Genomic DNA, 26,836 nt, shown 5'->3' on the forward strand with positions numbered 1-26,836 from the left:
CAATTTTTGAAGAGACCCCCGCACCTTCGGTGCGGGGGTTTTCTGCGTTTAGGGTGGTCCCATGAGCCCTTTCGCCAGGAATGAATACGTAGTCCGCGCCATACGGCCCGATGACTGGGAGCGGGTGAAGGAACTGCGCCTGGACTCGCTGCGGGACCCGGTCGCGCACCTCGCCTTTCTGGAGACCTACGAGAACGCTGCGGCCAAGCCCGACTCCTTCTGGCACGACCGGGCCGTCACCTCAGGGGAGGGCTCCACGACCGCCCGGCAGTTCATCGCAGAGACGGCCGACGGGACTTGGGCCGGCTCGGTCACCGTCCTCCTCGAAGAGGCCGGGAGCAAGGACTGGGCCGGGTTTCCGGTCGACCGGCGGCAGGGGCATGTCGTCGGGGTGTTCGTGCGGCCCGAGCACCGGGGGAACGGGCTGATCGAGGCGCTGTTCCAGGCCGGTGTCTCCTGGGCGTGGGAGCGGGCGGCCGAGCGGGTGCGGCTGTTCGTCCACGAGGACAACGCGCGAGCGCAGGCGGCGTACCGGAAGATCGGCTTCGCGCCGAGTGGCCTGGTGGTGTCCTTCTCGAAGGACGAGGCGGAGCAGGAGTTGGAGTTCGTCCTGGAGCGGCCCGTCTAGGCCGGTAGCTCCTGGTGGGGCCAGCGGGAGCGGGCCTGTTCGCGGGAGCGGAGCAGGGCGAGCGTCGGCAGGCCCCGGTCGGCTCCGGTGGCGAGCAGGGCCGGCAGCTCCGGGAGCGGAGCCACGGCCGCGATGTCGTCCAGGACCAGGGTGAGTGGTGGGTCGAGCCGACCGGAGGATGACCGTTCGGCCATGCGCCGGCCGCGCTCGACCACGCTGGAGACGAGGGCCGTCAGGAGCGGCATCGCGCCCGGATTGCTCCGCGGGTCCTCGATGGATTCACCGACCACATAAAGCGTGCCCCCTTCTTGGATGAAGGAATCCAAGGCGAGGGCATCATTTCGGTTGGGAGTGCAGGCTTCGCGGATGTTGACCGTGGAGAGGGCCGCGAGGGCCCTGCCGGTCAGTTCCTGGGCGACGTCGCGGCGTTCGGGATGGGCGGTGAGGGCCGCCTCCAGTTCGCCGGCGGCGCCCGGAGCGGCCTTGGGGTGGGTACGGAGGGTGCGGACGGCCTCTTGGACCTGGGTGCCCTGCGACCAGCGGTGGACGTGGCGGACGGTGCGGTTGTCCAGGGCGGCGGCGTGCAGGTAGCTGCGGAGCAGGGTGGTCGCCGTGTCCGCCACCGCTTGGTCGATCTTGGCGGTGGGGCGTACGGGGGCCAGCAGTGCTGTCGCCCTGTGGAGTGCCGTTTGTTTGTCTTCGCAGCCGGTGGTGGGGGACCAGTGGAGGCGGGCCGGGGTGTCGCAGAGGTGGGCGGGGTCGTAGAGGAGGGTGGGCCCCAGTTTTGCCTTCGCGTCCTTCGTGTCCGACCAGAGGGTGGGGTTGGAGGTGACGACGAGGGTGGGGCCGGGGGCGGTCTGGATGGCCTGGCTCGCGGTGGCGTGGCGGCCTTCCCGGGGGGCGATGTGGAGTTTCTCCCACCCGGCCACCCGCTCACCGTCGGCCGAGGCGTCCGACCCCGCTGGTTCAGCGCCCGCGTGGGGTGCCGGTACCGCGTGAGGTGCCGGTACCTCGTGCTGCCGGGCGAATCCGTGCGCGGCGCCCTGGAACACGGGCACCCCGGACCCGCCGACCCCGGCCCCGGCAGCCCCGATTCCCCCAGCCGCAGGCCCGCCGGCCGCGGAGTCGCTCTCCATCGGCACGCCGGGGACTGGGGCAGGCGCGCCAGACCCCGGCCCAGCCCACCCCGATCCGGCCTCCGCCGGGCCGGCCCCCGCCGGTCCCGCCTCCGTCGTCCCCCCGCCCCCAGCGGCAGCCCTGCGGGCTCTTCCGGCTCTCCACCGGGCGACTGTTCCCAGGGCGAACATCGTGAGGACGAAGAGGATCATCAGTTGGGCTATGAACAGGCCCCAGAACAGGCCCCAGCCGGAGAGCTGGGACGGTGGGGTGTCCGGCCAGGCGCCGGTGATGTCGTGGGGGCGGCCGATGAGGTGGCGCATGGCCAGGGGTGTGCGGGTGAACGTGACGCCGGTGGGCCAGGCGCCCTGGGCGAACCAGGCCGCCAGGCCCGTGGCCGTCCACACCAGCACCGTTATGCCGAGGAGGAACGCGAGCATGCCGATCAGCAGGCCGTCGGGGATGCCGCCCTGGCCCTCCCGGCGGCTGTCCCGGCGGTCCCCGCGGCGGTCGTCCGGTCTCACCCTGTTCCCCTTACATCCCCTTGCGCTCTCTCGCGCCCTCTCGCGTCTCCTTACGCCACCGTCGACTCGGAGTCGCCCACGTGCTGTTCCACGAAGGCCGCGGCCCGTTGCTCGGCCTCCAGTTCGGCCGCGCGCAGGGCGTCGTCGGCCGCGAGGTCGCTGGAGGACTCGGTCATCGCGCGGTCGGTGAAGACCAGCGGCCGTTCCGTCTCCGTGATCAGGTGCTTGACCACCTGGACGTTGCCGTTGACGTCCCAGACCGCGATGCCGGGCGTGAGCGTGGGGATGATCTCGACCGCCCAGCGGGGGAGGCCGAGGACCCGGCCCGTGGCCCTCGCCTCGTCGGCCTTCTGGGCGTAGATCGTCCTGGTCGAGGCCATCTTCAGGATGGCCGCCGCCTCCTTCGCCGCCGCTCCGTCGACGACGTCGGACAGGTGGTGGACCACCGCCACGAAGGAGAGGCCGAGCCGGCGGCCGAACTTCAGCAGTCGCTGGAAGAGCTGGGCCACGAAGGGGCTGTTGATGATGTGCCAGGCCTCCTCGACCAGGAAGATGCGCTTCTTCCGGTCGGGACGGATCCAGGTGTGCTCCAGCCACACCCCGACGATCGCCATGAGGATCGGCATGGCGATGGAGTTGCGGTCGATGTGGGAGAGGTCGAAGACGATCAGAGGGGCGTCCAGGTCGATGCCGACCGTCGTCGGCCCGTCGAACATGCCCCGCAGGTCACCGTCGACCAGCCGGTCCAGGACCAGGGCGACATCGAGGCCCCACGCCCGTACGTCGTCTATGGCGACGTTCATCGACTCCGCCGACTCCGGTTCGGGGTGCCGTAGCTGCTCCACGATGTCGGTCAGGACCGGCTGGCGGTCCACGATGGTCTCGTTGACGTACGAGTGGGCGACCTTCAGGGCGAAGCCGGACCGCTCGTCCAGGCCGTGGCCCATCGCCACTTCGATGATCGTGCGGAGCAGTGCCAGCTGGCCGGTGGTGGTGATCGCCGGGTCCAGCGGGTTCAGGCGGATGCCATGGTTCAGGGCGGCCGTCGGGTCCAGCCGGATCGGCGTTATCCCCAGCTCCTGGGCGATGAGGTTCCACTCGCCGACCCCGTCCTCGCCCTGGGCGTCCAGGACGACGACCTGGCGGTCCTTGAAGCGGAGCTGGCGCAGGACGTAGGTCTTCTCCAGGGCCGACTTGCCGTTGCCGGACTCGCCGAGGACGAGCCAGTGCGGGGCCGGCAACTGCTGGCCGTAGAGCTGGAAGGGGTCGTAGATGTAGCCCTTCCCGGAGTACACCTCGCGGCCGATGATGACGCCGGAGTCGCCGAGGCCGGGCGCGGCCGTGGGCAGGTAGACGGCCTGGGCCTGGCCCGTGGAGGTGCGCACCGGCAGCCGGGTCGTCTCGACCTTCCCGAAGAGGAAGGAGGTGAAGGCCTCGGTGAGGACGGTCAGCGGGTCCCGCATCGGCGAATCAGCCCCTACCTTCGGATGCCGGTGGCGAACGGAAGTGTGTTCACGAAGGCGCGGTGGTGCTCTCGGTCGCACCACTCCAGCTTGAGGTACGACTTGCCGGCGGAGGCCCTTATCGTCCGCTTGTCGCGGGCGAGGGCCTCCGGGGAACGGGAGGAGACGGTGATGTAGCCGACCAGGTTGACGCCGGCGGCGCCGCTGGCGAGGTCCTCGCCGCGCTGGTCGAGGCGGTTGTGCGCGGCGATGTCGCGGGGGTCGACGGTCCGGTTCATCTTGGCGGCGCGGGACGCCTCGGCCTCGTCGTTGGTCTTCTCCGTGAGCATGCGCTCGATGGCGACCTCGGTGGGTTCGAGGTCCATGGTGACGGCGACCGTGCGGATGACGTCCGGGGTGTGGACGAGGAGCGGCGCGAGGAAGTTCACGCCGACGGGGGTCATCGGCCATTCCTTCACCCAGGCGGTGGCGTGGCACCAGGGCGCGCGGGTGCTGGACTCCCGGGTCTTGGCCTGGAGGTAGGTGGGCTCCGTGGCGTCCAGCTCGGCCGGCCAGGCGTTGCGCTGGGTCATCGCCTGGATGTGGTCGATGGGGTGGTCGGGGTCGTACATGGAGTGGATGAGGGAGGCCAGCCGCCCCTGACCGAGCGGCTGCCGTACCCGGATGTCGGCCTCCTGGAGCCGCGAGCAGATGTCGGTGAGCTCGCGGGCCATGACGACGGCGAGCCCGGCGTCCCGGTCGACCTTGCCGCCGCGGGCGCGGACGGCGCGGGCCATGGCGTGTGCCTCGGCGGCCAGTTCGCGGGTGTAGTGCATGCAGGCGACGAGGTAGGCGCGGTGCTGCTCGCTGCTGGTGGACACCATGGACTGGAGCTGGTCGTAGGACTGCTGGAGCCAGCCGGGGGAGCGGGGGTCACCGCGTTGGCCGACGTCCTTGGCGTGCGCGTCCGGGTCGGCGGGCAGGGTCCGGGCGAGCATTTGCAGGCGCGTGACGAAGCCGTCTCCGTTGGCGACGTGCTTGAGCAGGGTGCCGAAGCGGTCGACCAGGGCCTCCTGGTCCTCCGAGTCGCGCAGGCCGACGCCGGGGCCCTCGATCTCGATGGCGGCGGTGACGGTCTTGCGGTCGGCGTGCAGCAGTACGGCGATCTCGTCCGGCCCGAAGGGTGCGGCGAGCCAGGTGATGCGGCCGATGCCCGGCGGCGGGCCGATCTCGATCTCGCGCCCGTCGAGCCGGGTCCCGGCCTCCATGGCGGTGGAGCGGTAGACGGCGCCCCGCTTGACGGTGCGCTTGTAGCTGCGGTTGATCTCGAACCACTTGTAGAACGTGCGGCGCTTGTACGGCACGTAGACCGCGGCGAGCGCGAGCAGCGGGAAGCCGGTCAGCAGCACGATCCGCAGGGGCAGGACCGGGACGAGCAGGCCGCACATCATGCCGAGGAACGCGCCGACGATGATCAGGGCGATCTCGCCGGACTCGCGGTTACGGCCGACGATCGCGTTCGGCCGGGCGCGGCCGATGAGATACGTACGGCGGGGCGTGACCGGATGGGACAGGTGGGACTCGGTCGTCAACGCCCTTCACCTCCCGTGCGGTTGTTGCGGGTGTTGCTGGCGTGCGGTGTGTTGACCGGGCTGGACGCGCGGGGCGCGGGCGTGGCGGAGGGGACGGCTCCGCCGCCGGCGGGGGTGCGGCTGCTGTGGGCGGCGACGCCTCCGCTGGCGGGGTTGGCCGGGCGCGGGGCGCTGCCGGACTGTCCGCCGGAGGTGTCGGCGCGGGTGCTGTGGGTCTTGATGCCCTGGGCGACGAGGGTGGCCGGGGAGCTGATGACGGCGGCGGCCTTGCTCTCGGCGCCCTGCATGATGCGGTTGCTGCGGGAGCCGGCGAGTTCGTCGCCGAAGCCGGGGACGAAGCGGTAGATCATCGCGCTGGCGAAGATGGCCAGCAGGATGATGGCGAGGCCGGAGACGACGGCGGAGAAGGCGTCGGGGCCGCTGTCGCCGGAGAGGGCGCCGGCCAGGCCGAGGACGATCACGATGACCGGCTTGACGAGGATGACGGCGATCATGATGCCGGCCCAGCGGCGGACGTGGCCCCACAGGTTCTTGTCGACCAGGCCGGCGTACACGACGGTGCCGAGGAGGGCGCCGACGTAGAGCAGGGCGGCGCGGATGACGAGCTCCAGCCAGAGGACGCCGGCGGCGAGGATGCTGACCAGGGACACGACGATCAGCATGATGGGGCCGCCGCCGATGTCGTTGCCCTTCTTCAGGGCGCCGGAGAAGGTGCCGAAGAAGGTGTCGGCCTGGTCGCCGGTGGCTTTGGCGAGGACGTCCGTGACGCCGTCCGTCGCCGATACGACGGTGTACAGGATCAGGGGGGTGAAGGCGGAGGCCAGCACGGTGAGCCAGAGGAAGCCGACGGCTTCCGAGATGGCGGTGGTGAGGGGCACGCCGCGGACGGCTCGCTTGGCGACGGCCAGGAGCCAGAGGAGGAGCGTGAGGATCGTGGAGGCGGCGAAGACGACGGCGTACTGCTTCAGGAACGCCTGATTGGTGAAGTCGACGTTGGCGGTCTCCTTCACGGCCTTGCTGAGCTTGTCGACGGTCCAGGCGGCGGCGTCGGCGCAGCCCTTGGCCAGGGAGGCGAGGGGGTCGAGCGTGTCGGTGAGGGGGTTGCTGGGGGCGCCGCCGGAGGATCCGCCGGAGGGGTCACCGGACTCGCAGAACTTCCGGGCAGGAGGCGCGAGCAGGGAGCAGTCGGCGCTCTTGCTCGGAGTCGGTGTGGGGGACGGTGCCGCCACGGCTCGCGCGGCCAGGAGCACGGTGGCGGCCTGGACGGCGCCCACCAGGCCTGCGAGCTTGAGGACGCGCTGCGGGCTACCGGGCATATGTGAACCCTCCGAACTCCTTGACCGCCTTGCCGATCTCATCGGCACCGGAGACGGGGTTGTCTCCGGCGATCGGGGTGGGGCCTGTCTTCTGGCTGGTCTCCAGCACCTTCCAGTCGCTGCCGTCCCACTTCAGCTGGAAGGTGACGGTCGACCAGCCACTGGTCACAGGGTTGTTCGAGCCTTCACCAGCCAGGCCGAAGAGCGTGTTGCACCACACTTCGACGGTCGCCGCCGCGCTGCTGTAGGACGTCGTTTTCGTGCCGGCCGGCAGTGTGCGGTCGACGAAGGTGATGTCCTTGGGAACGCTGCCATCGGCGTTGAGACCGATGTTCTTGAGGAAGCCGGCCGAGTAATTGGCGTCGAAAACCGACTGGAGCCGGCTCACGGTGCTCGGGTCGGCCACTGCCTCGACGATGCTGTGCCTGTTGGCCGTGTCGACCATGCCGTCGGACCACAGGACCACCGCGTAGTTCGCCGCCGCGCTCTCCGCTCCCTGGGCTGTGTGGGCGAAGCCCGAAGGGATGGTGCCGGTTCTTGTTTCGACCGGGCGGGTGCCCGAGGGGGCAGTCGAGGATGCTTCGGGCTTGGCGGCCTTCCCCGACGCCTCGTCACCCCCCGAATCCCCCCCGCGGTTCGCGAAGGCGATGGCGGCGATGAGGAGGACTACTACGCCTACCACCGTGATCAGGCTGCGGGAGGAGGAGCGGTGGGGGCGGCGGGGGGCGCCGCCGTAGGGGTCGGGGTCGGGGAGGCGGGTGCGGGTGTGGCCCGTCTCGGGGTAGTCGTAACCCTGTTCGTCTCCGGGACTCATGCCGTGTGCGCTCCCTCACCCTCGTAGGCATACGACGGTAGCCGTGCTGGTTCCCGCGGGGGCGCGGTGTGGTGACTCGACATCAGGGAGACGCAACCTCAGCCGGTGGGCACGACGGGTGGGTGGGGTGGAGGGGACGGGGTCAGACCGCCATGCCGTACACGATCGTGAACAGGGTGCCCAGGGATCCGATGATGAACACCCCGGTGAGGCCGGCGATGATGAGGCCCTTGCCCTGTTCGGCGCTGAAGGTGTCCCGGAGGGCCGTGGCGCCGATGCGCTGCTTCGCCGCGCCCCATACCGCGATGCCGAGGCAGAGGAGGATGGCCACGGCCATGACCACCTCGATCATCACCTTGGCCTCGTTGCCCAGGCTGCCGAAGGGGCCCCAGTCCGGAGCGATCCCGCCGATGATGGTGTTGATGTCTCCCTTGTCGGCCGCAAAGAGCATGTAAGTCACCGCCCCTGGTGGGTAGTTCCGTGAGTGCCCCTGCGGTGTGCAGAGGTCAGACCTCATTGTCGCCGACAACGCCGCCAACGTATGTCGACTTGACGTCATTGACTGGCGGGTTTCGTACGAATAGCCCGTGCGGTCACTCTGTGTATCACGGCAGGTCACGCTGGGCAACGAGGTGGGAGTGGAGCCGGTCGGGTGACGCGTCGCGTCGATGTTCTCACGGGGGGACGGGAAAACGGGCCACGGCTGGGCGCCGTGGTCCGTCCGTCCGCGAGGGGTGCTCGGCCTGTACGGGAACTCGGCCGGACAGCTGCCGCTTGACGGGGTGTCGGTCGGGGGGGGAGACGCCGTGCGGTCATGTACTTGGGGGCGGCCGGGTACTCGGTGCCGGTCTCGTTCGGCGCGGTGCCCAGCCCGGCGGACAGGAGCGCGGCGGTGGCCGCGGCTGCCGAACTGCTGCCGCGTCAGCGCACAAGTGGGCCCGGGTGCTCGGGCGGCTAGCGTGGGCGTAGGCCGTGCAGCAGTAGGTGGACGTGGGTGTCCAGGCCGGCCAGGGTCTCCTCCGCGTCGAGCGCGCAGCCGGCGATCAGGGCGGCCAGGCCGTGCAGGCTCGCGGCGGCGACCGTGGTGAGGCGCTCGGGGTCGCCCTGGACGATCTCGCCCTGTTCCTGGGCGTCCGCGACCAGCCGGGTGAAGGTGTTGAGGGAGCGGTCGACGGCCGCGGCGAGCTGGGCGGAGCTGTCGGGGTCGTGCTTGCGCGCGAACATCAGCTCCAGCAGCTCGGGGTTCTCGACGGCGAAGCCGAGGTAGGCGCGGGCGAAGGCGGTCATCCGCTCCTCGAAGGGCCGGTCCGGGCGGTCGGCGGCGGCCAGGGCCTGGTTCATGCGCTCGTAGCCGTCCAGTGCCAGGGCGTCGAGCAGGGCCTGCTTGTCCTTGAAGTGCCGGCCGGGGGCGGCGTGGCTTACGCCCACGTCCCGGGCCAGTTCGCGCAGCGAGAGCGCGCCCACCCCCTTGTCGCGCAGAGTGCGCTCGGCGCTCTTGAGCAGGGCGGCGCGCAGGTCTCCGTGGTGGTAGGGGCGGGGTGCGGACATGTGGGTCATCGTATCTCGATGTTGCCATCGTCAGCTTTGTTGTCATTGACAGCATTGTTGGCGATGCCTACATTGAGGTCATGGCTGATACGACCGAAGCGCGCGGCAAGCGCGGCAAGTGGAACGCGACCCGTCTGCCCGACCTGACCGGCCGTACGGCCGTCGTCACCGGTGCCAACAGCGGCATCGGCCTGGCCGCCGCGCGGGCGCTGGCCGGCGCCGGGGCGCATGTGGTGCTCGCGGTGCGGGACCTCGCCCGGGGCGGTGCCGCGGCGGCGCGGGTGGCCGGCAGCACCGAGGTGCGCCGGCTGGACCTGGCGGACCTCGACTCGGTGCGCGAGTTCGCCGCCGGCTGGGACCGCCCGCTGGATCTGCTGATCAACAACGCGGGCGTGATGATGGTGCCGGAACAGCGCACCAAGCAGGGCTTCGAGTTGCAGTTCGGCACCAACCACCTGGGGCACTTCGCGCTGACCACCCTGCTGCTGCCCCGGATCACCGACCGGGTGGTGACCGTGGCGTCCGGCGCGCACCGCATGGGCGACCGGACGATCCACTTCGAGAACGTGAACCTGCGCGGGAACTACAGCCCCACGCGCGCCTACGCCCAGTCCAAGCTGGCCAACCTGCTCTTCACCCTGGAGCTCCAGCGGCGCCTGACGGAGGCCGGGTCGGCCGTACGGGCCCTGGCGGCGCATCCCGGCTGGGCGGCGACCAACCTCCAGAGCGGTACCGCCAACCCGTTCACCCGCCTGTTCATGCGGGCCGGCAACCGGTTCCTCGCCCAGGACGACGAGGCCGGCGCCCTGCCCACCCTCTACGCGGCCACCCAGAACCTGCCCGGCGCGTCCTACGTCGGCCCCGACGGTCCCGCCGAGTTGCGCGGTGCCCCGACCCTGGTCGGCCGCAGCGCCGCGGCGAGTGACCCGGCCGCGGCCCGGCGGCTGTGGACGCTCTCGGAGGAGCTGACGGGCGTGGAGTGGCCGCTCCCGGCGGCGGTGCGGTGACCGGGAGCGCCGCTCCCGCCGGTGCCCGGGCCCGCTGAGCGCGCCGGGCGGAGCGGCGCGGTGGGAGTGGTGGTGAGGTTCCGATCGGCCATGAGGGGGGAAGCGGAGGTTTCACAGGAAAATCTCAGCGAAGCCGGAACGGGATTCTCACCTTCGTCGGACAGAGTGGGGCCTGATGAAGCGCACCTCACGCATCTCGGTCACCTCACGGCCCGCGTTGCTCGGAGCTGTGGTGCTGTTGGCGGTGACGTCGGCCTCCGTGGCCGCCGCGGACGACGGGCGGGGGCCCCTCGGGGTCACCGCCGACACCGTCGCGACCCGGCACAGCGCGCGGGTGGGCGCGCTGTTCGACGCGGACCGGGCGGGCAGGCCGGCCGGCGGCCACTTCTGCACCGCCTCCGTGGTGCACAGCCCGCGGGGCGATCTGATCGTCACCGCGGCGCACTGCGTGGCCGGCGCCGACGGCGATCTGGTGTTCGTGCCGGGCTACCGGGACGGGCGGGCGCCGTATGGGGTGTGGAAGGTGACGCGGCGGTTCCTGCCGGACGGGTGGGCCAGGGGGAAGGACGAGGACAGCGACGTCGCCTTCGCCGTCGTCGCCGCGCGGGACGGCGACCGGCTGGAGGACGTGGTCGGCGCCAACCGGTTCACGACCGGGGTGGCCACCGGCGCCACCGCGGTCACCGTCACCGGCTACCCCGACTCCCGCGAGGTGCCCATCAGCTGCACCAACAGGCCGGTCCCGCACAGCCGTACCCAACAGCGCATCGACTGCCCGGACTTCACCAGCGGCACCAGCGGCAGCCCCTGGGTCAACGGTGACGGCCAGGTCGTCGGCGTGCTCGGCGGCCATGAAGAGGGCGGCTCCACGGCGGACACGTCGTACAGCGTGGCCCTGGGCGGCGAGGCGGCGGAGCTGTACCGGGACGCCACGGCCGGCCGCTGAGCGGGCTGAGGGCGCGTCACCTGCGCCCGTTCACCTATGAAATGACGCCACTTCGCGCACAAATGGCCTTGAACGGCGCCCGCATGGGGGAAAGTTGAACCGTGCGGAAGGTATGGGTGATCGGTGGGGCGGCCGTCGGGCTCGGCATGGGCTTCGTCATGCTGCTCGTCGTCGGGGTGTATCTGGTGGCCGGGAACCTGCTCGGCGGGGTGACCTCGGCGAGCCGGGGGCTGGCCAAGGGAGCCGTTCCGGCCGCCTACAAGTCGTTGGTGCAGAAGTGGGGCAACCTGTGCCCGGCGCTCAGTCCGGCGCTGCTCGCCGCGCAGCTCTACCAGGAGAGTGGCTGGAACCCGACCGTCGTCAGCCCGGCCGACGCCCGCGGGATCGCGCAGTTCATCCCGAGCACCTGGGCGACCCACGGGATCGACGGCGACGGGGACGGCAAGCGGGACATCTGGGATCCGGACGACGCCATTCCGTCGGCCGCCTCGTACGACTGCGAGCTGGCGAAGTACGTGAAGGACGTGCCGGGGAACGTCTCCGACAACATGCTCGCCGCCTACAACGCGGGCGCCTACCGCGTCATCAGGGCGGGCGGGGTTCCGGCCATCAGCGAGACGCGGAACTACGTCCAGCGGATCCGCAGCCTGGAGAAGAGCTTTGCCGCGCCGGTCACCCGGATCGACCCCACCCGGCAGGCCGCCGGCGCCATCGGCTTCGCGCAGAGCAAGCTCGGCACGCCGTACCTGTGGGGCGGCAACGGCACCGCCGACCAGGGCGGGCGCTTCGACTGCTCGGGGCTGACCAAGGCCGCGTACGAGAAGGTCGGGATCACCCTGCCGCGCGTGGCCAACGACCAGTACAACGCCGGGCCGCACCCCTCCCGGGACCAACTGCTCCCGGGCGACCTGGTGTTCTTCTCCGACGACCTCACCGACTCCCGGGCCATCCGGCACGTCGGCATCTACGTCGGCGGCGGATACATGATCGACGCCCCGCGCACGGGCGCCGTGATCCGGTTCGACCCCATCGACACCCCCGACTACTTCGGGGCCACCAGGGTCACCGAAGATGGCGCGAAAGCACTTCCCACGACGGTGTGAACCGAGCGTGAACCCATCCCCTGAGCTGGGGCGATGAGTCTCTCTTCGATAACGTCTGCGTGATCATTCAGTGGAGAGTGGAACGTATGGGCGGTGGGCATGCGTTCCTGTTGACGTAGCCGAGCGGACGTCAGTGCGGCAGTGCAGCGGAAGCGGATCTACGAACCACGGGGAGCAGGTGCGACGCACACGAGGTGCGTCCGGGAAGACGACGAAGGGGCCGCAGCACGATGGCTGTACTCGCCGAATCCGGATCGAACCCCGACGTCGAGCTGCTCTACGACATCAACGGCCTGGCCAAGGACGCGCCGCACTGGTTCGACCGGGTCATGGAGTTCGTCGGTGAGTACGGCCTGCTGCTCGCCATGGTGCTGCTGATCCTGTGGTGCTGGTGGTCCGTGCGGCGCCGGGGCGGCGAGGACGCCGCGCCCTCGGTGGCCGCGCTGGTGTGGGCGCCGCTCGCGGCCGGCCTCGCGGTGCTGGTGAACGTGCCGATACGGGGTTTCGTGGAGCGACCCCGCCCCTTCGTGGACCACCAGGGCCTGGACGTCCTCGTCTCCGGCAAGACCGACTTCTCCTTCGTCAGCGACCACGCGACGATCACCATGGCGCTCGGCGTGGGCCTCTTCGTCGCCCACCGCCGCTTCGGCCTCATCGGCATCGGCCTGGCCCTCCTGGAGGGCTTCTGCCGGGTCTACATGGGCGTGCACTACCCGACGGACGTCGTCGGCGGCTTCGCCCTCGGTACGGCGGTCGTCCTGCTGCTGTCCCCGCCGGCCACGGCCCTGCTCACCCCGCTGATGCGGGCCGTGGAGCGCTCGCCGCGCGCCGGGTGGCTGGTGCGGCGGCGGTCCGCGGCGGCCGGCGACCGGGGCAACACGCTCCTGCCCAGCGCCCGCAAGCCCCTGGACACCGAGGAACGGGACCTCGCGGCCTAGGACCTCGCGGCCCCGGATCCCCGACGGCCGCCCGGCGGGCGGGGAGACCCGCCCGCTCCGCATCCTGCGGGTGGGACCCCGCTTGCCGACCCCGCGCGTAGGACCCGTTACAGACCCTGCGCGTAGGAGAAGAAGCGCTGGGGGTCGTACTGCTGCTTCACCTTGGCCAGTCGGGCCGTCGCGTCCCCGTAGTACGCCTTCTTCCAGTCCTTCAGCGTCGGGTCGCTGTAGTTCTGGTAGGCGGCGCCCGAGGCGTACGGCTGCATCGCCTGGTGTGCCGAGGTCAGCCAGGACTGGGCGGTGGAGCCGGAGGCCCCCGCGCCCCAGGAGGCGATGTACTGGGCCAGCATCCGCGAGCGGCGGTGGACGAAGGCCGTCGCGGTGGGGGAGACCCGGTTGACCGCGCCGCCTAGCGCGGTGAACGCGATGCTGCCCGCGCCGCCCCGGACCGCGGCGATCTGCTTCAGCACGGCCTGGATGCCGGCCGCGGACAGCGAGCGGTCGAAGAAGTCGGAGCGGGCCGCGTACGTCTCGCGGCCGAGCCTGCCCTGCGGGGAGCGGCCCGGGGTGGAGCCGGGCAGATGGCACTGGGCGTCGCCGGAGAAGGAGGAGCAGCCGGCGTAGATCTCCATGGCCTGCTCGTAGCCCCGGCGGCGCAGGGAGACTGAGGAGGCGTCGGCGCCCGCCAGGTGGGCCAGGCGGTCCACGGCGTTCTGGAGCTCGCCGTAGGTGCCGAGGGAGAAGCAGGCCACCGAGATGGTCGGGGTGCGGCCCGGGGAGCACTCCAGGTGCAGGGAGGACCAGATCTCGTCGGGCTGGCTCGGGCCCCACTCCTGCCACGCCTTCAGCACCTTGGCGGCCTTGGCCCACGGCCAGGTCAGGTAGGCGGTCACGGCCTGCGGCGCGGCGTGGGTCCGGAACTGGAGCTCGGTGACGACGCCGAAGTTGCCGTTGCCGGCGCCGCGCAGCGCCCAGAACAGGTCCTTGTTGGTGCTCGCGTTCGCCGTGAGCTGTTTGCCGTCCGCGGTGATCAGGGTGGCCTGGGTGAGGCTGTCGCAGGTCAGGCCGTAGGCGCGGGAGGCCACGCCGTGGCCGCCGCCGAGCACCAGGCCGGAGACGCCGACGGTGGGGCAGGAGCCCGCCGGTATGGTCACGCCCTTCGCGGCCAGCGCGCGGTAGACGTCGATCAGCTTGGCGCCGGCGCCGACGACGGCCTGGCCGCCGCTCGCCCGGACCCGGTTGAGCCGGGACACGTCGACGATCAGCCGGTTGTCGCCGGAGGAGTAGCCGGCGTAGGAGTGGCCGCCGTTGCGTATGGACACCTTCACGCCGTGCGCGTGGGCGTAGGCGAGGGCGGTGCGGATGTCGGCGGTGTGCGCGACGTAGGCCACCGCGGCGGGCTTCAGCCCGTCGAAGCGGGTGTTGTAGAGCTGGTGGGCGGTCTGCCAGCTCGCGTCGCCGGGCCGCACCAGGGAGCCGTCCAGGTCACGGGCGAGGGCCGCCCAGTTGGCGGCGGCGCTCGCGCTGGTGGTCTTGACGGCCGTCAGCGAGGAGGGGCGCGACGGCGTGCCGGGGCGGTCCGCCGCAGGGGCGGACGAACCCCCGCCCGCACCGCACGCGGTGAGTGCGGTCGCCGCCAGGGCGGCTGCGCCGCCCGAGATGAACGTACGCCGTTCCATGTCCGTCGCCTTTCCTCGGCTGTCGTGGAACGAGACGACGCGCCGCACCCGGGGGTTCCCCCGGCCGGGTGACGAACATCGAAGGCATGTCCGCGCAACCCGGTCGTCGGAACCTTCGCGTGCCCTCCCCGTGAGCATTCCGTGACCTCACCAGGCCGACGGCAGGGGTTCACCCCTCGTTCACTTCCGGCCATCGGCGGCTTCACCTGATCTGCCTAATTTCGGCCTTACCGGGTGCCGAGTGCGGCCATGAACGCGCTCACGTACCTCTATGACCTCGCGCGCCGCCGACAGCGGCGGCTCCTGGAAGGAACTCCCGAAAGTGAAGCTTCAGCGCAAGAACCGGCTGCGCGCCCTTTCTCTCGGTGCTGTCGCCGTCACCGGCGCCCTGGCTCTGACGGCGTGCGGCTCCGACGACAACGGCGGTGGTGGCAGTGCGTCGGGCAACCCGTCCACGTCCGCCAACGCCGGCTCGATCAAGTGCGACAACGCCAAGGGTCAGCTCCTCGCAGACGGCTCCTCCGCGCAGAAGAACGCGATCGACGCCTGGGTGAAGAACTTCTCCCAGGCCTGCGGCGTGCAGATCAACTACAAGGGCGGCGGCTCCGGCGCAGGTGTCACCGCGTTCACGCAGGGCCAGGTCGCCTTCGCCGGTTCCGACTCGCCGCTGAAGCCCGAAGAGGTCACCGCCTCCAAGCAGATCTGCAAGGGTGGCCAGGGCATCGACCTGCCGATGGTCGGCGGCCCGATCGCCATCGGTTACAACGTCCCGGGTGTCGACAACCTGGTCCTGGACGCCCCGACCCTGGCCAAGATCTTCGACAGCAAGATCACCAAGTGGAACGACCCGGCGATCGCCGCCCTGAACAAGGGCGTGAAGCTCCCCGACCTGAAGATCCAGGCGTTCCACCGCTCGGACGAGTCCGGCACCACGGACAACTTCACCAAGTACCTGATCGCCACCACCCCGGACAACTGGAAGTACTCCGGCGGCAAGGCATGGCAGGCCAAGGGCGGCCAGTCCGCTCCGCAGTCCGCGGGTGTGGCCCAGCAGGTGAAGCAGACCTCCGGCGCCATCGGCTACTTCGAGCTGTCCTACGTCAAGGACGGCCTCAAGGCCGTGTCCATCAACACCGGCGCCAGCAAGCCGGTCGCGCCCAGCTCCGAGAGCGCCACCGCCGACATCGCCGCCGCGCAGGTCGTCGGCACCGGCAAGGACCTCTCGCTGAAGCTGGACTACAAGACCAAGGCCGAGGGCGCCTACCCGATCACCCTGGTCACCTACGAGATCGTGTGTGACAAGGGCAACAAGGCGGACACCCTGCCCGCCACCAAGTCCTTCCTGCGCTACATCGCCGGCGAGGACGGCCAGAAGATCCTCCCGAGCATCGGCTACGCGCCCGTGCCCGCCGACATCATCTCCAAGGTCCGCACGACCATCGAGGGCCTGAGCTGACCTGATCCGAGAGTGCGGCCCGGTACCCGACAGGGCCGGGCCGCACCGTCCGGTGCACCGCCGCCATGAGCCGCGGCCCCCTCGGGGTCACGGTTCCGCAGACCGGAGAACCCGATGGACATATCGACGACAACCGACGTACCTCCCCCCGCCCCCCAGCCCACGATCGCCGAGCAGAAGCGCGCGGCCCGTGGCGCCACCCGCCCCGGTGACCGGATCTTCCTCGGACTCTCCCGGGGCTCCGGCATCCTGCTGCTGGTGATCATGGCCGCCATCGCGGTCTTCCTCACCTACCGCGCCGTCCTCGCGATCAGCAAGGACCACGCGAACTTCCTGACCACGTTCGAGTGGAACACCAACGTCCTCGAACCGAAGTTCGGCATCGCGGTCCTGGTCTTCGGCACGATCGTCTCCTCGGTCATCGCCATGGTCATCGCGGTCCCGGTCGCGGTCGCCATCGCCCTGTTCATCACGCACTACGCCCCGCGCCGCATGTCCGGCCCGGTCGCCTACGTGATCGACCTGCTCGCCGCCGTGCCGTCCATCGTGTACGGCCTGTGGGGCGCCCTCGTACTCGTCCCGCACATGAACGGCCTGTTCGGCTGGCTCAACGAGTTCTTCGGCTGGACCGGCGTCTTCGCCTGGGACGAGGGTGCGCCGCGCTCGATGCTCACCGTCGGCATCCTGCTCGCGATCATGATCCTGCCGATCATCACCAACGTGAGCCGCGAGGTCTTCCGCCAGGTCCCGCAGATGCACGAGGAAGCGGCCCTGGCCCTCGGCGCCACGCGCTGGGAGGTCGTGCGCATGTCCGTGCTGCCGTTCGGCCGCTCCGGTGTGATCTCCGCCTCCATGCTCGGCCTCGGCCGCGCGCTCGGCGAGACGATGGCCGTCGCCACCGTGCTCTCGCCGTCCTTCGACATCCAGGCCAGCCTGCTCAACCCGGGCGGCGGCACCTTCGCCCAGAACATCGCCAGCAAGTTCAGCGAGGCGAACGAGTTCGGCCGGGACGCGCTCATCGCCTCCGGTCTGGTCCTGTTCGTCATCACCCTGCTGGTCAACGGCGCCGCCCGGCTGATCATCGCCCGTCGCGCGGAGTACTCGGGGGCCAACGCATGAGCACCGCAGCCGTCACCGACAAGCGGCCCAGCACGCTGCGCGCCGCGAGCCTGCCCCGGTGGACGCCGTGGGCCATCGCCGCCGGCTCCCTCGTCCTGGGCATCGGCATCAGCATGGCCGCCGGCCTGGACAGCCAGATCCAGTGGGGTCTGATCGCCGCCGTCCTCTTCGTCCTCGGCACGTTCGGCATCGCCGCGCGCGTCGAAGGCCGCCGCCAGGCCAAGGACCGCGTCGCCACCAGCCTCGTCTGGGTGGCCTTCCTGCTCGCCGTGGTGCCGCTGGTCTCCCTGATCTGGGTGACCGTCGTGCGCGGTGTGAAGGTCTTCGACGTCTACTTCCTGACCCACTCGATGGGGGTCGTCGCCGACACCGAGCCCGGCGGCGGCATCTACCACGCCATCATCGGCAGCCTGGAGCAGGTCGGCCTCGCCACCCTCATCGGCGCCCCGATCGGCGTGCTCACCGCGATCTACCTGGTCGAGTACGGCCGGGGCCGGCTCGCCAAGGCCGTCACGTTCTTCGTCGACGTCATGACGGGCATCCCGTCGATCGTCGCGGGCCTGTTCATCCTCAGCCTGATGCTCATCTTCGAGATGCAGCCGTTCGGCTTCGCCGGTTCGCTGGCCCTGGCGATCCTGATGATGCCGGTCGTCGTCCGCTCCACCGAGGAGATGCTCAAGCTCGTCCCGAACGAGCTGCGCGAGGCGTCGCTGGCGCTCGGCGTGCCCAAGTGGCGGACCATCCTGAAGGTGGTCCTGCCGACCTCCATCGGAGGCATCACCACCGGCGTCATGCTGGCGGTCGCCCGTATCGCCGGCGAGACCGCGCCGGTGCTGCTGCTGGTGTTCGGCAACCCGTTCATCAACAACAACCCCTTCGAGGGCGCGCAGGCGTCGCTGCCGCTGTACATCTACCAGCAGTTCGCCAACAGCGCGGGTTCCGGTGCGGCGTTCGACCGCGCGTGGGCGGCGTCCCTCACGCTGATCGCCTTCGTGATGATCCTCAACCTGGTGGCCCGCGGCATCGCCCGCTGGAAGGCCCCCAAGACCGGTCGCTGAGGCGACTATCTCCGGCTCCGCCGGGCGGGGCCACACAGCGACCGAGCTTGAATTTCTGGAAGTGAAGCAGACATGGCCAAGCGAATCGACGTAAGCGGGCTCACCGCCTTCTACGGCTCCCACAAGGCGATCGAGGACATCTCGATGACCGTGGAGCCGCGGTCGGTGACGGCGTTCATCGGCCCCTCCGGCTGCGGCAAGTCGACGTTCCTGCGCACGCTGAACCGTATGCACGAGGTCACCCCCGGCGGTCGCGTCGAGGGCAAGGTGCTCCTGGACGACGAGGACCTGTACGGCGCCGGGGTCGACCCGGTGTCCGTCCGCCGTGAGGTGGGCATGGTCTTCCAGCGCCCGAACCCGTTCCCCACGATGTCGATCTTCGACAACGTGGCGGCGGGCCTGCGGCTGAACGGCAACTACAAGAAGTCGGAACTGAACGACATCGTCGAGAAGTCCCTCAAGGGCGCGAACCTCTGGAACGAGGTGAAGGACCGCCTGAACAAGCCGGGCTCCGGCCTCTCCGGCGGTCAGCAGCAGCGTCTGTGCATCGCCCGCGCCATCGCGGTCGAGCCGAAGGTGCTCCTCATGGACGAGCCCTGCTCCGCCCTGGACCCGATCTCCACCCTCGCCATCGAGGACCTGATCGGTGAGCTGAAGGAGCGGTTCACGATCGTCATCGTGACGCACAACATGCAGCAGGCGGCGCGTGTCTCGGACCGTACGGCGTTCTTCAACCTCGCGGCGGTCGGGCAGCCCGGCCGGCTGATCGAGATCGACGACACGGAGCGGATCTTCTCCAACCCGTCGGTCCAGGCCACGGAGGACTACATCTCCGGCCGCTTCGGCTGATCCCACGATCCCCTCGCGGTGCTGCATGGCGGTGCCACCGCGAGGACGCAAAGGGCCCGCCCCTGGCTCCCGGGGGCGGGCCCACTGCGTTGTCACTGCGTTCGGCTCGCCTACAGGGCCACCAGCTTGACCAGCCCGAAGGCCAGGGCGGCCACCAGGGCCGCTGCCGGCATCGTGATGAACCAGCCGAGGATGATGTTCTTGGCCACGCCCCAGCGGACGGCGTTGACGCGCTTGGTCGCGCCCACGCCCATGATGGCCGACGTGATGACGTGGGTCGTGGAGATCGGCGCCTTGAAGAGGAACGCCGTGGTGAACATGATCGACGCGCCGGTCGTCTCGGCGGCGAAGCCCTGCGGCGGGTCGAGCTCGATGATCTTGCGGCCCAGCGTGCGCATGATCCGCCAGCCGCCCGCGTAGGTGCCGAGGGAGAGCATGATCGCGCAGACGATCTTCACCCAGACCGGGATCGGGTCGCCGTACGTCTCATGGCCGGAAATCACCAGTGCCATGACGACGACACCCATCGTCTTCTGGGCGTCCTGGAGGCCGTGGCCCAGCGCCATGCCGGCCGCCGAGACCGTCTGGGCTATGCGGAAGCCGCGCTTGGCCTTGTGCGGGTTGGCCCGGCGGAAGAGCCAGAGGATCGCCGTCATGACCAGGTAGCCGACGATCAGGCCGACGACCGGGGACACGAACATCGGGATGATGACCTTGTCGACCACCCCGTGCCAGATCACCGTCGTACCGCCCGCCAGCGCCGCGCCCACCAGGCCGCCGAACAGGGCGTGCGAGGAGGAGGACGGCAGGCCGAAGTACCAGGTGACCAGGTTCCAGACGATCGCGCCGAGCAGGGCCGCGAAGAGGATCCCCATGCCGGTCGAGCCCTGGGGCGTCTCGATCAGACCCTCGCTGACCGTCTTGGCGACGCCGGAGCCCAGGAAGGCGCCGGCGAGGTTCATCACGGCGGCCATGGCGAGGGCCGCCCGCGGGGTCAGCGCCCGCGTCGACACCGACGTCGCGATCGCGTTCGCCGAGTCGTGGAAACCGTTGGTGTACGTGAAGAAGAGCGCGACCGCGATGGTCACGACCAGGGCGAAGGTGTCCATCGACGCCTCAGGACTCCTTGACGGCGATGGTCTCCACCGTGTTCGCCACGTGTTCGAACGCGTCCGCCGCCTCTTCCAGGACGTCCACGATCTGCTTGAGCTTCAGCACCTCGATCGCGTCGTACTTGCCGTTGAAGAGGTGGGCGAGCAGCTTGCGGTGGATCTGGTCGGCCTGGTTCTCCAGCCGGTTGACCTCGATCCAGTACTCGGTGAGGTTGTCCATGGTGCGGAGGTTCGGCATGGCCTCCGCGGTCAGCTCGGCCGCCCTGGCCAGGACCTCGATCTGCTGCTCGACGCCCTTCGGCAGTTCCTCGACGTTGTAGAGGACGACCAGGTCGACGGCCTCCTCCATGAAGTCCATGATGTCGTCCAGGGAGCCGGCGAGGGCGTAGATGTCCTCCCGGTCGAACGGCGTGATGAACGAGGAGTTCAGCTGGTGGAAGATCGCGTGCGTGGCGTCGTCACCTGCGTGTTCCGCGGCCCGCATACGCTCTGCGATCTCGGCCCGGGCGGAGGAGTCCGCCCCGAGCAGTTCCATCAGGAGTTTCGAGCCGGTGACGATGTTGTCCGCGGACGCGGCGAACATGTCGTAGAAGCTCGTCTCCCTGGGGGTCAGACGAAAGCGCACGTGGGGTCCTCGGGGTGCTTCGGTTTCGGTCAGGCTGATGCTAGGCGCATCATCCGGCCACGGCTATCGGGCCGCATCCCAGTGTCGCCCATCGGGCAGAGTGGTCAGCACGGGGGCGGACGAAGGGCCCTCTACCCCGGAAAGTTCGTTACCATATACCCAGTAGGGGTATGTGTCCCATTTGTCCCCAGCTCGTCCCGAGACGGAGGCCCGCGATGACGACGACGACCGAGGCCGGCGCCACGCACGGCTACCACAAGCAGAAGGACGAGCACCTCAAGCGGCTGCGCCGGATCGAGGGCCAGATCCGCGGCCTCCAGCGGATGGTGGAGGAGGACACGTACTGCATCGACATACTCACGCAGGTCTCCGCCTCCACCAAGGCCCTCCAGTCCTTCGCGCTCCAGCTGCTGGAGGAGCACCTGCGGCACTGCGTCGCGGACGCGGCCGTCAAGGGCGGCGACGAGATCGACGCCAAGGTGGACGAGGCGACGAAGGCGATCGGCCGGCTGCTGCGCAGCTGAGCCGCTCAGGCCGCGTTCCGCTCCTCGGCCACGCGCAGCACCTCGTCGATGCTCTCCAGGCTGAGCCGGTCCTCGGCGGCGGAGGCCGCGATGATCAGCTCTCCGCACAGCTCGATCTCGGCGAGGGCCACGTGGTCCTGAACCGCCGTGCCGCCGACCGCAGCCACCCGCCTCACCTCTTCTCGGACGTCACCGCTCCCTAGGGTAGGCAGCGCCCCGCACACCGCGCATGGCACGGACGGGCTACTTACGGGGTGGCGTCCCGGACTAGTGACTGGCCGGATTCAGGCCCCGCCGCCGGTCCCGCCCTCCTCGGCGATCCGGCCCGCGTAGATGTCCCCCGGGGCCGGCAGCCGTACGTCGGCGGGGGCACCGAAGTCGTACAGCAGCAGGGTCGAGGCGACCGCCACGGTGGCCTTCTGGCGGCCGTTGACGAAGCTGAAGCGCTGCCGCAGCTTGCGGATGCGGCCCTGGTCGTCCAGGTACGCGTCGAACGGCACCTCGGCCGCGGCGAACCCTTTCGCCGCCGCGGCCAGGGCCGCCCTGTTCGCGGCGGAGGCGTACCGGGCCGCGCGGCGCAGGTCGGCGGTGCCCCGGTAGTGCCGCACCGCCGTCCCGGCGACCTCGGTCCGCCCGACGAAGACCGCCTCCCGCGTGCCGCGCAGCACCTCGGCCGCCGCGTACGGGTCGGTCGCGCCGCCGGTGACCAGATTGCCGTCGGACAGCGTCGCGGTCTCCACCCGCACCCACTTGTCGGCGGGCACGCCCGCGCCCCGGTTCTTCATGAACAGCGCGCCCGGGGCGAGGAGTTCGGTGATGGGCCGGTGTTCGGAGGTGCCCGTGGGGTCCTCGGGCAGCACCACCGTGAGCCGGCCGAGGCGGCGCCGGTAGTCGTAGACGCCCTTGCCGCGGATGGTGACCCGGGTGCCGCCGGTGGCCATCTCCATCGAGGTGCCGGCCTTGGAACTGCCCGCGGCCCGCAGCGCGTCGGCGGCCCGGTGCAGGGTGGCGACGGGGTCGCCGGCGACCTTGACGTCCTCGGCGGCGACCCCGCTGCCGGAACAGCCCGTGACGCCCGTCCCGAGGGCGAGGAGGACGCCCGCCGCGACGACCGTCCCGCCCGCGCGCCTGTGCTGCCGCCGATCCATGGCCTGCCTACCCCCAGCCGGTGTGTCCGTCACGGGCCCCCTGTCGTCCGGATAACGACGGGTGGGGGGCGCCGTCACGCGCCGCCGGGGGTGGCGCCGGGACGACGTCGGGGGCGAGGGGGGCGGGACCGGTGCCGGCGCGAGCGGGACCAACTCTTCGACCAGGGCTGGGTACCGTTGACGGCGTGGCAGTCAACGCGGTATCGGAGGACGGGCCGGAGCGCGCCCGGTCCGGGCAGGAGCACCTCACGACGACGGCCGAGCAGGGCCCCTTCTGCGTGGCCAGATGCAGCTGCGGCTGGCGCGGCCCCGCCCGCCGGGCCCGCAGTCAGGCCCGCGCGGACGCGGAGGGGCACGCGACGGGCCCCTGAGCCGTCACCGGCGCTCCAGGGCCCGCAGGAGCGCGTCCACCAGGTCCCCGTCGCGCGGCTGGGTCAGCCGGTCCCGGGCCGCCGCCGGGGTCAGCCACAGGATGCGGTCCACCTCGGCGTTCGGCGTGAAGTGGCCGGAAACCGCCTCCGCGGCCCAGTACCGCACCCGTTTCGGGCGGCCGTTGGCCGAATAGCACAGGGTCGGCAGTTCCGCGCCCGGAGCGGCGGTGTACCCGGTCTCCTCCGCGACCTCGCGCAGCGCGCCGGCGAGCGGGTCTTCGCCCCGCTTCAGCTTGCCCTTGGGGTGGGACCAGTCGTCGTACTTCGGCCGGTGGACCAGGCAGATCTCCAGGTCGCCGGAGACCGGGGAGCGGCGCCACAGCACACAGCCGGCCGCCTGCACCACGGTGTCGTTCACACCGCCTCCTCGGGGGGTCAGGGCGCGGGGACGGTCTGCTTCAGCCACGCCTGCTGGAACGCGAACCGGGCCGCCTCCACCTCGTGCCGCTGGTCGGCGTGGAGGACACCGAGCGCGTACGCCGTCGCCGGGGTGATCCGGGGGGTGCGGGCCGCCTGCGCCGCCGCCGCTGCCGCCTCCGAGGCGTCCCGGTGCCGGTTCAGCGCCTGGCCCGCCGTCAGCAGTCGTACGTCCACCGGGGCGTCGCCGCCGTGCAGCACCTCGCGGGCGTACCGGTGCAGGCGCAGCAGCAGGCGCACCTGGTGCCAGGGGCTGTCCTGGGGGTGCGGGGCCGGGTCCGGGGACAGGCCGTGGACCAGGGCCTCCGCGTTGTAGGGGTGGCCGGCGGTGACCAGGGGGAGCGCGGCGACGGCGTCCGTGAGGCGTTCCTCGGCCGCGGCGGCCAGGGGGTGCAGGGCGGTGGCGGACGCGGCGGGGGTGAGGGGGACCTCGCTGGCGAGTACGGCGACCTTGTCGGCCACGGCGTGGAAGCGGGAGGAGCCGAGGGCCTGGAGGGCCGTGGAGTGGGCGCGCGTCCGGGCCAGGGTGAGCTGGCGTTCGAGCAGGGCGCCCGCCTTCGCCGCGCCGACCGTGAGGGTGCCCCGCTCCGTTGTCGCCGTCGCGTGGGCGGGGCCGCCGGTGCTCGGCACCGCGGCCGTTGCCGCCCGTGCCGCCCCGGTGGCACGACTGCCCGCGGCCACGGCGACGTCCACCGCCTGTGCGGGCAGCACCGTCGCGCCTGACAACCGGTGCAACGCCAGCAACAGGCGTTCCAGGCGGGCCTCGCAGGCGTGTTCCAGGCCCAGCGTGCCGGACAGCCAGGCCAGTTCCGGGCGCATCTCCTCCGACCAGTCGGGGTCCAGGAGGGGGCGGAAGGTGTGCAGGCTGGCGCTGATGCGGCGGGCCGAGCGGCGCAGGGCCCGGGCCGCGTCGACGGGCTCCGCCGCGCCGGCCGCCTGGCCCCCGGTCTCCCGGTGCAGGCGCAGGGCGCGGAGGAACTCCGTGGCCTGGGCGCGCAGGTAGCCCGCGAGGGCGTCTCCCGTCACCGCCCCGGCCGTGGGGTCCGTCGGGTCAAGGTGTTGCTGTGCCACGCCGGCGCCTCCGGGCGTCTATGAGCATCTCCTGGACGTTGCGCAGGGGTTGGCCGTCCGCGTCGGTCGCGTGCCGCGTCCACTCGCCGTCCGGGCCGAGGTGCCAGGAGGCGGTGCTGTCGGACATGCCGGTGTCCAGCAGCCGGTTGAGGGCCGCGCGGTGGCCGGGGTCGACCACCCGGACCAGGGCCTCTATCCGGCGGTCGAGGTTGCGGTGCATCATGTCGGCGCTGCCGATCCACACCTCGGGCTCGCCGCCGTTGCCGAAGGCGAACACCCGGGAGTGTTCCAGGAAGCGGCCGAGGATCGAGCGGACCCGTATGTTCTCCGACAGGCCCGTGACGCCCGGGCGGACGGCGCAGATGCCCCGCACCCAGATGTCGACCGGCACGCCCGCCTGGGACGCCCGGTAGAGGGCGTCGATGACCGCCTCGTCCACCATCGAGTTGACCTTGATGCGGACGAAGGCCGGACGGCCCGCACGGTGGTGCTGGACCTCCTTGTCGATCCGCGCGACCAGGCCGTCGCGCAGGGACTTGGGGGCGACCAGCAGACGGCGGTAGGTCTCGCGGCGCGAGTATCCGGACAGCCGGTTGAACAGGTCGGAGAGGTCCGCGCCGACCTGCGGGTCGGCGGTGAGCAGACCGAGGTCCTCGTACAGGCGGGCCGTCTTCGGGTGGTAGTTGCCGGTGCCGACGTGGCTGTAGCGGCGCAGGGTCTCGCCCTCCTGGCGGACCACCAGCGACAGCTTGCAGTGCGTCTTGAGGCCGACCAGGCCGTAGACGACGTGGCAGCCGGCCTCCTCCAGCTTGCGGGCCCACTTGATGTTGGCGTGCTCGTCGAAGCGGGCCTTGATCTCGACCAGGACGAGGACCTGCTTGCCGGACTCGGCGGCGTCGATGAGCGCGTCGACTATCGGGGAGTCGCCGGAGGTGCGGTACAGGGTCTGCTTGATGGCGAGGACGTCCGGGTCGGCCGCGGCCTGCTCCAGGAACGCCTGCACGGAGGTGGAGAAGCTGTCGTACGGGTGGTGCAGGAGCACGTCCCGGGCGCGCAGGGCCGCGAAGATGTCGGGCGCGGACGCCGACTCGACCTCGGCGAGGTCGCGGTGGGTGCCGGCGACGAACTTGGGGTACTTCAGCTCCGGCCGGTCGAGGCTGTGGATGCGGAAGAGGCCGGTGAGGTCGAGCGGGCCGGGCAGCGGGTAGACCTCCGCCTCGGAGATCTTCAGCTCGCGCACCAGCAGGTCCAGCACCTCGCGGTCGATGGACTCCTCGACCTCCAGGCGCACCGGCGGGCCGAAGCGGCGCCGCATGAGTTCCTTCTCCAGGGCCTGGAGGAGGTTCTCGGCGTCGTCCTCCTCGACCTCCAGATCCTCGTTGCGGGTGATCCGGAAGGCGTGGTGCTCCAGGATCTCCATGCCCGGGAACAGCTCTTCCAGGTGGTTGGGGGCCGCGATGACGTCCTCGATGGGGACGTAGCGGCCCGGGGAGGCCTCCAGGAAGCGGGTCAGCAGCGGTGGCACCTTCACGCGCGCGAAGTGCTTGTGGCCGCTGACCGGGTTCCGTACGACGACGGCCAGGTTCAGGGACAGGCCGGAGATGTACGGGAAGGGGTGCGCGGGGTCGACGGCCAGGGGCGTGAGGACCGGGAAGATCTGGTGCCGGAAGAGCGTGAAGAGGCGGGCCTGCTCCTTGTCGGTCAGCTCGGACCAGCGGACCAGGTGGATGCCCTCGTCCGCGAGTGCGGGGGCGACGTCCTCGTGGTAGCAGGCGGCGTGCCGCGCCATCAGCTCGCGGGAGCGGGCCCAGATCATCTCCAGCACCTCGCGGGGCTGGAGGCCGGAGGCGGAGCGGGTGGCGACGCCGGTGGCGATACGGCGCTTCAGACCGGCTACCCGGACCATGAAGAACTCGTCCAGGTTGCTGGCGAAGATCGCGAGGAAGTTCGCGCGCTCCAGCAGCGGGGTGTTCGGGTCCTCGGCCAGCTCCAGGACGCGCTCGTTGAAGGCGAGCCAGCTGCGTTCCCGGTCGAGGAAGCGGCCCTGGGGCAGGGGCGCGCCGTCGGTCGGCGCCTCCTCGTAGGTGTCCAGACCCGCGTCGAGATCGGGTTCCAGGTCGGAGACCACGGCGGCCACGGCGTGCTGGCGGTGCGCGGCGATGGAGCCCACGGAGGGCTGGGGGTGCTGTACCTCTGCCTGGGTGTCTTGCTGACTCATGAACCCATTCTTCCGCGCAACGGGTGACACAGGCGCGTCGGAACGTGCGGGCCGGAGCGTGACGGCCCCGTTCCCCGCGGGCCCCTCGGGGGGCGGCGAAGGCTCTGGCACGGCGGGCTTCATTGCCCGAGCGTCGCAAGCCCGGCTGAATCAAT

Annotated in this window: 26 protein-coding genes; 11 read left to right on the forward strand and 15 right to left on the reverse strand. The window is 70.9% G+C overall.

Annotation, left to right across the window (positions count from 1 at the left end):
• The first annotated feature begins 61 nt into the window (after nt 1-61).
• Entirely contained in the window at nt 62-628 is a 567-nt protein-coding gene (locus tag AQJ11_RS25445) for a GNAT family N-acetyltransferase (protein WP_279616955.1), read from the forward strand.
• On the opposite strand, the gene AQJ11_RS25450 is transcribed toward AQJ11_RS25445, so the two are convergent.
• The 7 genes from AQJ11_RS25450 to AQJ11_RS25480 all read right to left on the reverse strand — a co-directional run bounded on the left by AQJ11_RS25450 (nt 625) and on the right by AQJ11_RS25480 (nt 8,989).
• Nucleotides 625-2,268 (reverse strand): type IV secretory system conjugative DNA transfer family protein, encoded by a 1,644-nt coding sequence (locus tag AQJ11_RS25450; RefSeq protein ID WP_059264527.1) that lies wholly within the window; start codon nt 2,266-2,268, stop codon nt 625-627. The two genes, AQJ11_RS25445 and AQJ11_RS25450, sit on opposite strands and share 4 nt — an antisense overlap.
• Nucleotides 2,269-2,318: 50 nt before the next feature.
• Nucleotides 2,319-3,731 carry an ATP-binding protein gene (locus AQJ11_RS25455; protein ID WP_059264528.1) on the reverse strand — a complete coding sequence of 471 codons (1,413 nt, stop codon included), beginning with the start codon at nt 3,729-3,731 and terminating at the stop codon, nt 2,319-2,321.
• A 14-nt stretch (nt 3,732-3,745) separates the two neighbouring features.
• The gene (locus AQJ11_RS25460) at nt 3,746-5,302 is read right to left on the reverse strand and encodes an SCO6880 family protein (protein WP_014673547.1); all 1,557 of its coding nucleotides are present in this window, start codon (nt 5,300-5,302) and stop codon (nt 3,746-3,748) included.
• Complete coding sequence (locus AQJ11_RS25465) at nt 5,299-6,618, reverse strand: hypothetical protein (RefSeq protein ID WP_059264529.1); 1,320 nt, start codon at nt 6,616-6,618, stop codon at nt 5,299-5,301. Before AQJ11_RS25465 ends, AQJ11_RS25460 begins: the two co-directional genes overlap by 4 nt.
• Nucleotides 6,608-7,432: a DUF8175 domain-containg protein gene (locus AQJ11_RS25470; protein WP_059264530.1), complete on the reverse strand. Its 825-nt coding sequence runs from the start codon at nt 7,430-7,432 to the stop codon at nt 6,608-6,610. Before AQJ11_RS25470 ends, AQJ11_RS25465 begins: the two co-directional genes overlap by 11 nt.
• 142 nt (nt 7,433-7,574) lie before the next feature.
• Nucleotides 7,575-7,883, reverse strand: a complete 309-nt coding sequence (locus AQJ11_RS25475) for a hypothetical protein (RefSeq protein WP_014673544.1) — start codon at nt 7,881-7,883, stop codon at nt 7,575-7,577.
• A gap of 503 nt (nt 7,884-8,386) precedes the next feature.
• Complete coding sequence (locus AQJ11_RS25480; protein WP_059264531.1) at nt 8,387-8,989, reverse strand: TetR/AcrR family transcriptional regulator; 603 nt, start codon at nt 8,987-8,989, stop codon at nt 8,387-8,389.
• Between the two features lie 71 nt (nt 8,990-9,060).
• On the opposite strand from AQJ11_RS25480, the gene AQJ11_RS25485 reads away from it, so the two are divergent.
• From AQJ11_RS25485 to AQJ11_RS25500, 4 genes are all read left to right on the forward strand, one after another.
• The gene (locus AQJ11_RS25485) at nt 9,061-9,987 is read left to right on the forward strand and encodes an oxidoreductase (RefSeq protein WP_014673542.1); all 927 of its coding nucleotides are present in this window, start codon (nt 9,061-9,063) and stop codon (nt 9,985-9,987) included.
• 175 nt (nt 9,988-10,162) lie between these two features.
• Entirely contained in the window at nt 10,163-10,933 is a 771-nt protein-coding gene (locus AQJ11_RS25490) for a trypsin-like serine peptidase (RefSeq protein ID WP_059264532.1), read from the forward strand.
• Between the two features lie 146 nt (nt 10,934-11,079).
• Nucleotides 11,080-12,036, forward strand: a complete 957-nt coding sequence (locus AQJ11_RS25495) for a C40 family peptidase (RefSeq protein WP_244218360.1) — start codon at nt 11,080-11,082, stop codon at nt 12,034-12,036.
• Between the two features lie 230 nt (nt 12,037-12,266).
• Nucleotides 12,267-12,974, forward strand: coding sequence for a phosphatase PAP2 family protein (locus AQJ11_RS25500; RefSeq protein WP_059264533.1), 708 nt, complete (start codon nt 12,267-12,269; stop codon nt 12,972-12,974).
• A 107-nt stretch (nt 12,975-13,081) separates the two neighbouring features.
• Here the strand turns inward: AQJ11_RS25500 and AQJ11_RS25505 are convergent, their stop codons facing one another.
• On the reverse strand, nt 13,082-14,653 hold the full coding sequence (locus tag AQJ11_RS25505) for an FAD-binding oxidoreductase (RefSeq protein ID WP_059264534.1): 1,572 nt from the start codon (nt 14,651-14,653) through the stop codon (nt 13,082-13,084).
• A gap of 322 nt (nt 14,654-14,975) precedes the next feature.
• Here AQJ11_RS25505 and pstS point away from each other — a divergent pair, with 322 nt between their 5' ends.
• The 4 genes from pstS to pstB all read left to right on the forward strand — a co-directional run bounded on the left by pstS (nt 14,976) and on the right by pstB (nt 19,135).
• Nucleotides 14,976-16,109 (forward strand): phosphate ABC transporter substrate-binding protein PstS, encoded by a 1,134-nt coding sequence (pstS, locus tag AQJ11_RS25510; RefSeq protein WP_041665958.1) that lies wholly within the window; start codon nt 14,976-14,978, stop codon nt 16,107-16,109.
• A 114-nt stretch (nt 16,110-16,223) separates the two neighbouring features.
• Nucleotides 16,224-17,228, forward strand: coding sequence for a phosphate ABC transporter permease subunit PstC (pstC, locus tag AQJ11_RS25515; RefSeq protein WP_058081031.1), 1,005 nt, complete (start codon nt 16,224-16,226; stop codon nt 17,226-17,228).
• Nucleotides 17,225-18,286: a phosphate ABC transporter permease PstA gene (gene pstA, locus AQJ11_RS25520; protein WP_014673535.1), complete on the forward strand. Its 1,062-nt coding sequence runs from the start codon at nt 17,225-17,227 to the stop codon at nt 18,284-18,286. The genes pstC and pstA overlap by 4 nt, the downstream gene beginning before the upstream one ends.
• 72 nt (nt 18,287-18,358) lie before the next feature.
• Nucleotides 18,359-19,135: a phosphate ABC transporter ATP-binding protein PstB gene (pstB, locus tag AQJ11_RS25525; RefSeq protein ID WP_014673534.1), complete on the forward strand. Its 777-nt coding sequence runs from the start codon at nt 18,359-18,361 to the stop codon at nt 19,133-19,135.
• Nucleotides 19,136-19,245: 110 nt separating this feature from the next.
• On the opposite strand, the gene AQJ11_RS25530 is transcribed toward pstB, so the two are convergent.
• On the reverse strand, nt 19,246-20,244 hold the full coding sequence (locus AQJ11_RS25530; RefSeq protein WP_014673533.1) for an inorganic phosphate transporter: 999 nt from the start codon (nt 20,242-20,244) through the stop codon (nt 19,246-19,248).
• Nucleotides 20,245-20,251: 7 nt separating this feature from the next.
• Entirely contained in the window at nt 20,252-20,872 is a 621-nt protein-coding gene (locus AQJ11_RS25535) for a DUF47 domain-containing protein (RefSeq protein WP_015493282.1), read from the reverse strand.
• A 215-nt stretch (nt 20,873-21,087) separates the two neighbouring features.
• Between AQJ11_RS25535 and AQJ11_RS25540 the strand changes: the two genes are divergently transcribed.
• Nucleotides 21,088-21,396 (forward strand): metal-sensitive transcriptional regulator, encoded by a 309-nt coding sequence (locus AQJ11_RS25540; protein WP_014673531.1) that lies wholly within the window; start codon nt 21,088-21,090, stop codon nt 21,394-21,396.
• Between the two features lie 5 nt (nt 21,397-21,401).
• On the opposite strand, the gene AQJ11_RS49920 is transcribed toward AQJ11_RS25540, so the two are convergent.
• Nucleotides 21,402-21,563 carry a hypothetical protein gene (locus AQJ11_RS49920; RefSeq protein WP_014673530.1) on the reverse strand — a complete coding sequence of 54 codons (162 nt, stop codon included), beginning with the start codon at nt 21,561-21,563 and terminating at the stop codon, nt 21,402-21,404.
• 117 nt (nt 21,564-21,680) lie between these two features.
• The gene (locus AQJ11_RS25545) at nt 21,681-22,544 is read right to left on the reverse strand and encodes an SCO4651 family lipoprotein (protein WP_059264535.1); all 864 of its coding nucleotides are present in this window, start codon (nt 22,542-22,544) and stop codon (nt 21,681-21,683) included.
• A 185-nt stretch (nt 22,545-22,729) separates the two neighbouring features.
• On the opposite strand from AQJ11_RS25545, the gene AQJ11_RS46260 reads away from it, so the two are divergent.
• Entirely contained in the window at nt 22,730-22,915 is a 186-nt protein-coding gene (locus AQJ11_RS46260) for a hypothetical protein (RefSeq protein WP_058081028.1), read from the forward strand.
• Nucleotides 22,916-22,919: 4 nt separating this feature from the next.
• On the opposite strand, the gene AQJ11_RS25550 is transcribed toward AQJ11_RS46260, so the two are convergent.
• Genes AQJ11_RS25550 through AQJ11_RS25560 form a run of 3 tightly spaced genes read right to left on the reverse strand, consistent with a single transcriptional unit; the run spans nt 22,920 to nt 26,804 of the window.
• Complete coding sequence (locus AQJ11_RS25550; RefSeq protein ID WP_059264536.1) at nt 22,920-23,333, reverse strand: NUDIX hydrolase; 414 nt, start codon at nt 23,331-23,333, stop codon at nt 22,920-22,922.
• A 17-nt stretch (nt 23,334-23,350) separates the two neighbouring features.
• Nucleotides 23,351-24,463 (reverse strand): CHAD domain-containing protein, encoded by a 1,113-nt coding sequence (locus AQJ11_RS25555; protein WP_014673527.1) that lies wholly within the window; start codon nt 24,461-24,463, stop codon nt 23,351-23,353.
• Nucleotides 24,444-26,804, reverse strand: a complete 2,361-nt coding sequence (locus AQJ11_RS25560; RefSeq protein WP_175252193.1) for an RNA degradosome polyphosphate kinase — start codon at nt 26,802-26,804, stop codon at nt 24,444-24,446. Before AQJ11_RS25560 ends, AQJ11_RS25555 begins: the two co-directional genes overlap by 20 nt.
• Nucleotides 26,805-26,836: the final 32 nt, after the last annotated feature.

This window comes from Streptomyces corchorusii (genome assembly GCF_001514055.1).
In the GTDB taxonomy this organism is placed as follows: domain Bacteria; phylum Actinomycetota; class Actinomycetes; order Streptomycetales; family Streptomycetaceae; genus Streptomyces; species Streptomyces olivaceoviridis.

Bases quoted from the DNA above. Each gene is read 5' to 3' on its own strand.
- AQJ11_RS25445 (WP_279616955.1), top strand. From the start codon at position 62: ATGAGCCCTTTCGCCAGGAATGAATACGTAGTCCGCGCCATACGGCCC.
- AQJ11_RS25455 (WP_059264528.1), bottom strand. From the start codon at position 3,731: ATGCGGGACCCGCTGACCGTCCTCACCGAGGCCTTCACCTCCTTCCTC.
- AQJ11_RS25465 (WP_059264529.1), bottom strand. From the start codon at position 6,618: ATGCCCGGTAGCCCGCAGCGCGTCCTCAAGCTCGCAGGCCTGGTGGGC.
- AQJ11_RS25470 (WP_059264530.1), bottom strand. From the start codon at position 7,432: ATGAGTCCCGGAGACGAACAGGGTTACGACTACCCCGAGACGGGCCAC.
- AQJ11_RS25475 (WP_014673544.1), bottom strand. From the start codon at position 7,883: ATGCTCTTTGCGGCCGACAAGGGAGACATCAACACCATCATCGGCGGG.
- AQJ11_RS25480 (WP_059264531.1), bottom strand. From the start codon at position 8,989: ATGACCCACATGTCCGCACCCCGCCCCTACCACCACGGAGACCTGCGC.
- AQJ11_RS25485 (WP_014673542.1), top strand. From the start codon at position 9,061: ATGGCTGATACGACCGAAGCGCGCGGCAAGCGCGGCAAGTGGAACGCG.
- AQJ11_RS25490 (WP_059264532.1), top strand. From the start codon at position 10,163: ATGAAGCGCACCTCACGCATCTCGGTCACCTCACGGCCCGCGTTGCTC.
- AQJ11_RS25495 (WP_244218360.1), top strand. From the start codon at position 11,080: ATGGGCTTCGTCATGCTGCTCGTCGTCGGGGTGTATCTGGTGGCCGGG.
- AQJ11_RS25500 (WP_059264533.1), top strand. From the start codon at position 12,267: ATGGCTGTACTCGCCGAATCCGGATCGAACCCCGACGTCGAGCTGCTC.
- AQJ11_RS25505 (WP_059264534.1), bottom strand. From the start codon at position 14,653: ATGGAACGGCGTACGTTCATCTCGGGCGGCGCAGCCGCCCTGGCGGCG.
- pstC (WP_058081031.1), top strand. From the start codon at position 16,224: ATGGACATATCGACGACAACCGACGTACCTCCCCCCGCCCCCCAGCCC.
- pstA (WP_014673535.1), top strand. From the start codon at position 17,225: ATGAGCACCGCAGCCGTCACCGACAAGCGGCCCAGCACGCTGCGCGCC.
- pstB (WP_014673534.1), top strand. From the start codon at position 18,359: ATGGCCAAGCGAATCGACGTAAGCGGGCTCACCGCCTTCTACGGCTCC.
- AQJ11_RS25530 (WP_014673533.1), bottom strand. From the start codon at position 20,244: ATGGACACCTTCGCCCTGGTCGTGACCATCGCGGTCGCGCTCTTCTTC.
- AQJ11_RS25540 (WP_014673531.1), top strand. From the start codon at position 21,088: ATGACGACGACGACCGAGGCCGGCGCCACGCACGGCTACCACAAGCAG.
- AQJ11_RS25545 (WP_059264535.1), bottom strand. From the start codon at position 22,544: ATGGATCGGCGGCAGCACAGGCGCGCGGGCGGGACGGTCGTCGCGGCG.
- AQJ11_RS25560 (WP_175252193.1), bottom strand. From the start codon at position 26,804: ATGAAGCCCGCCGTGCCAGAGCCTTCGCCGCCCCCCGAGGGGCCCGCG.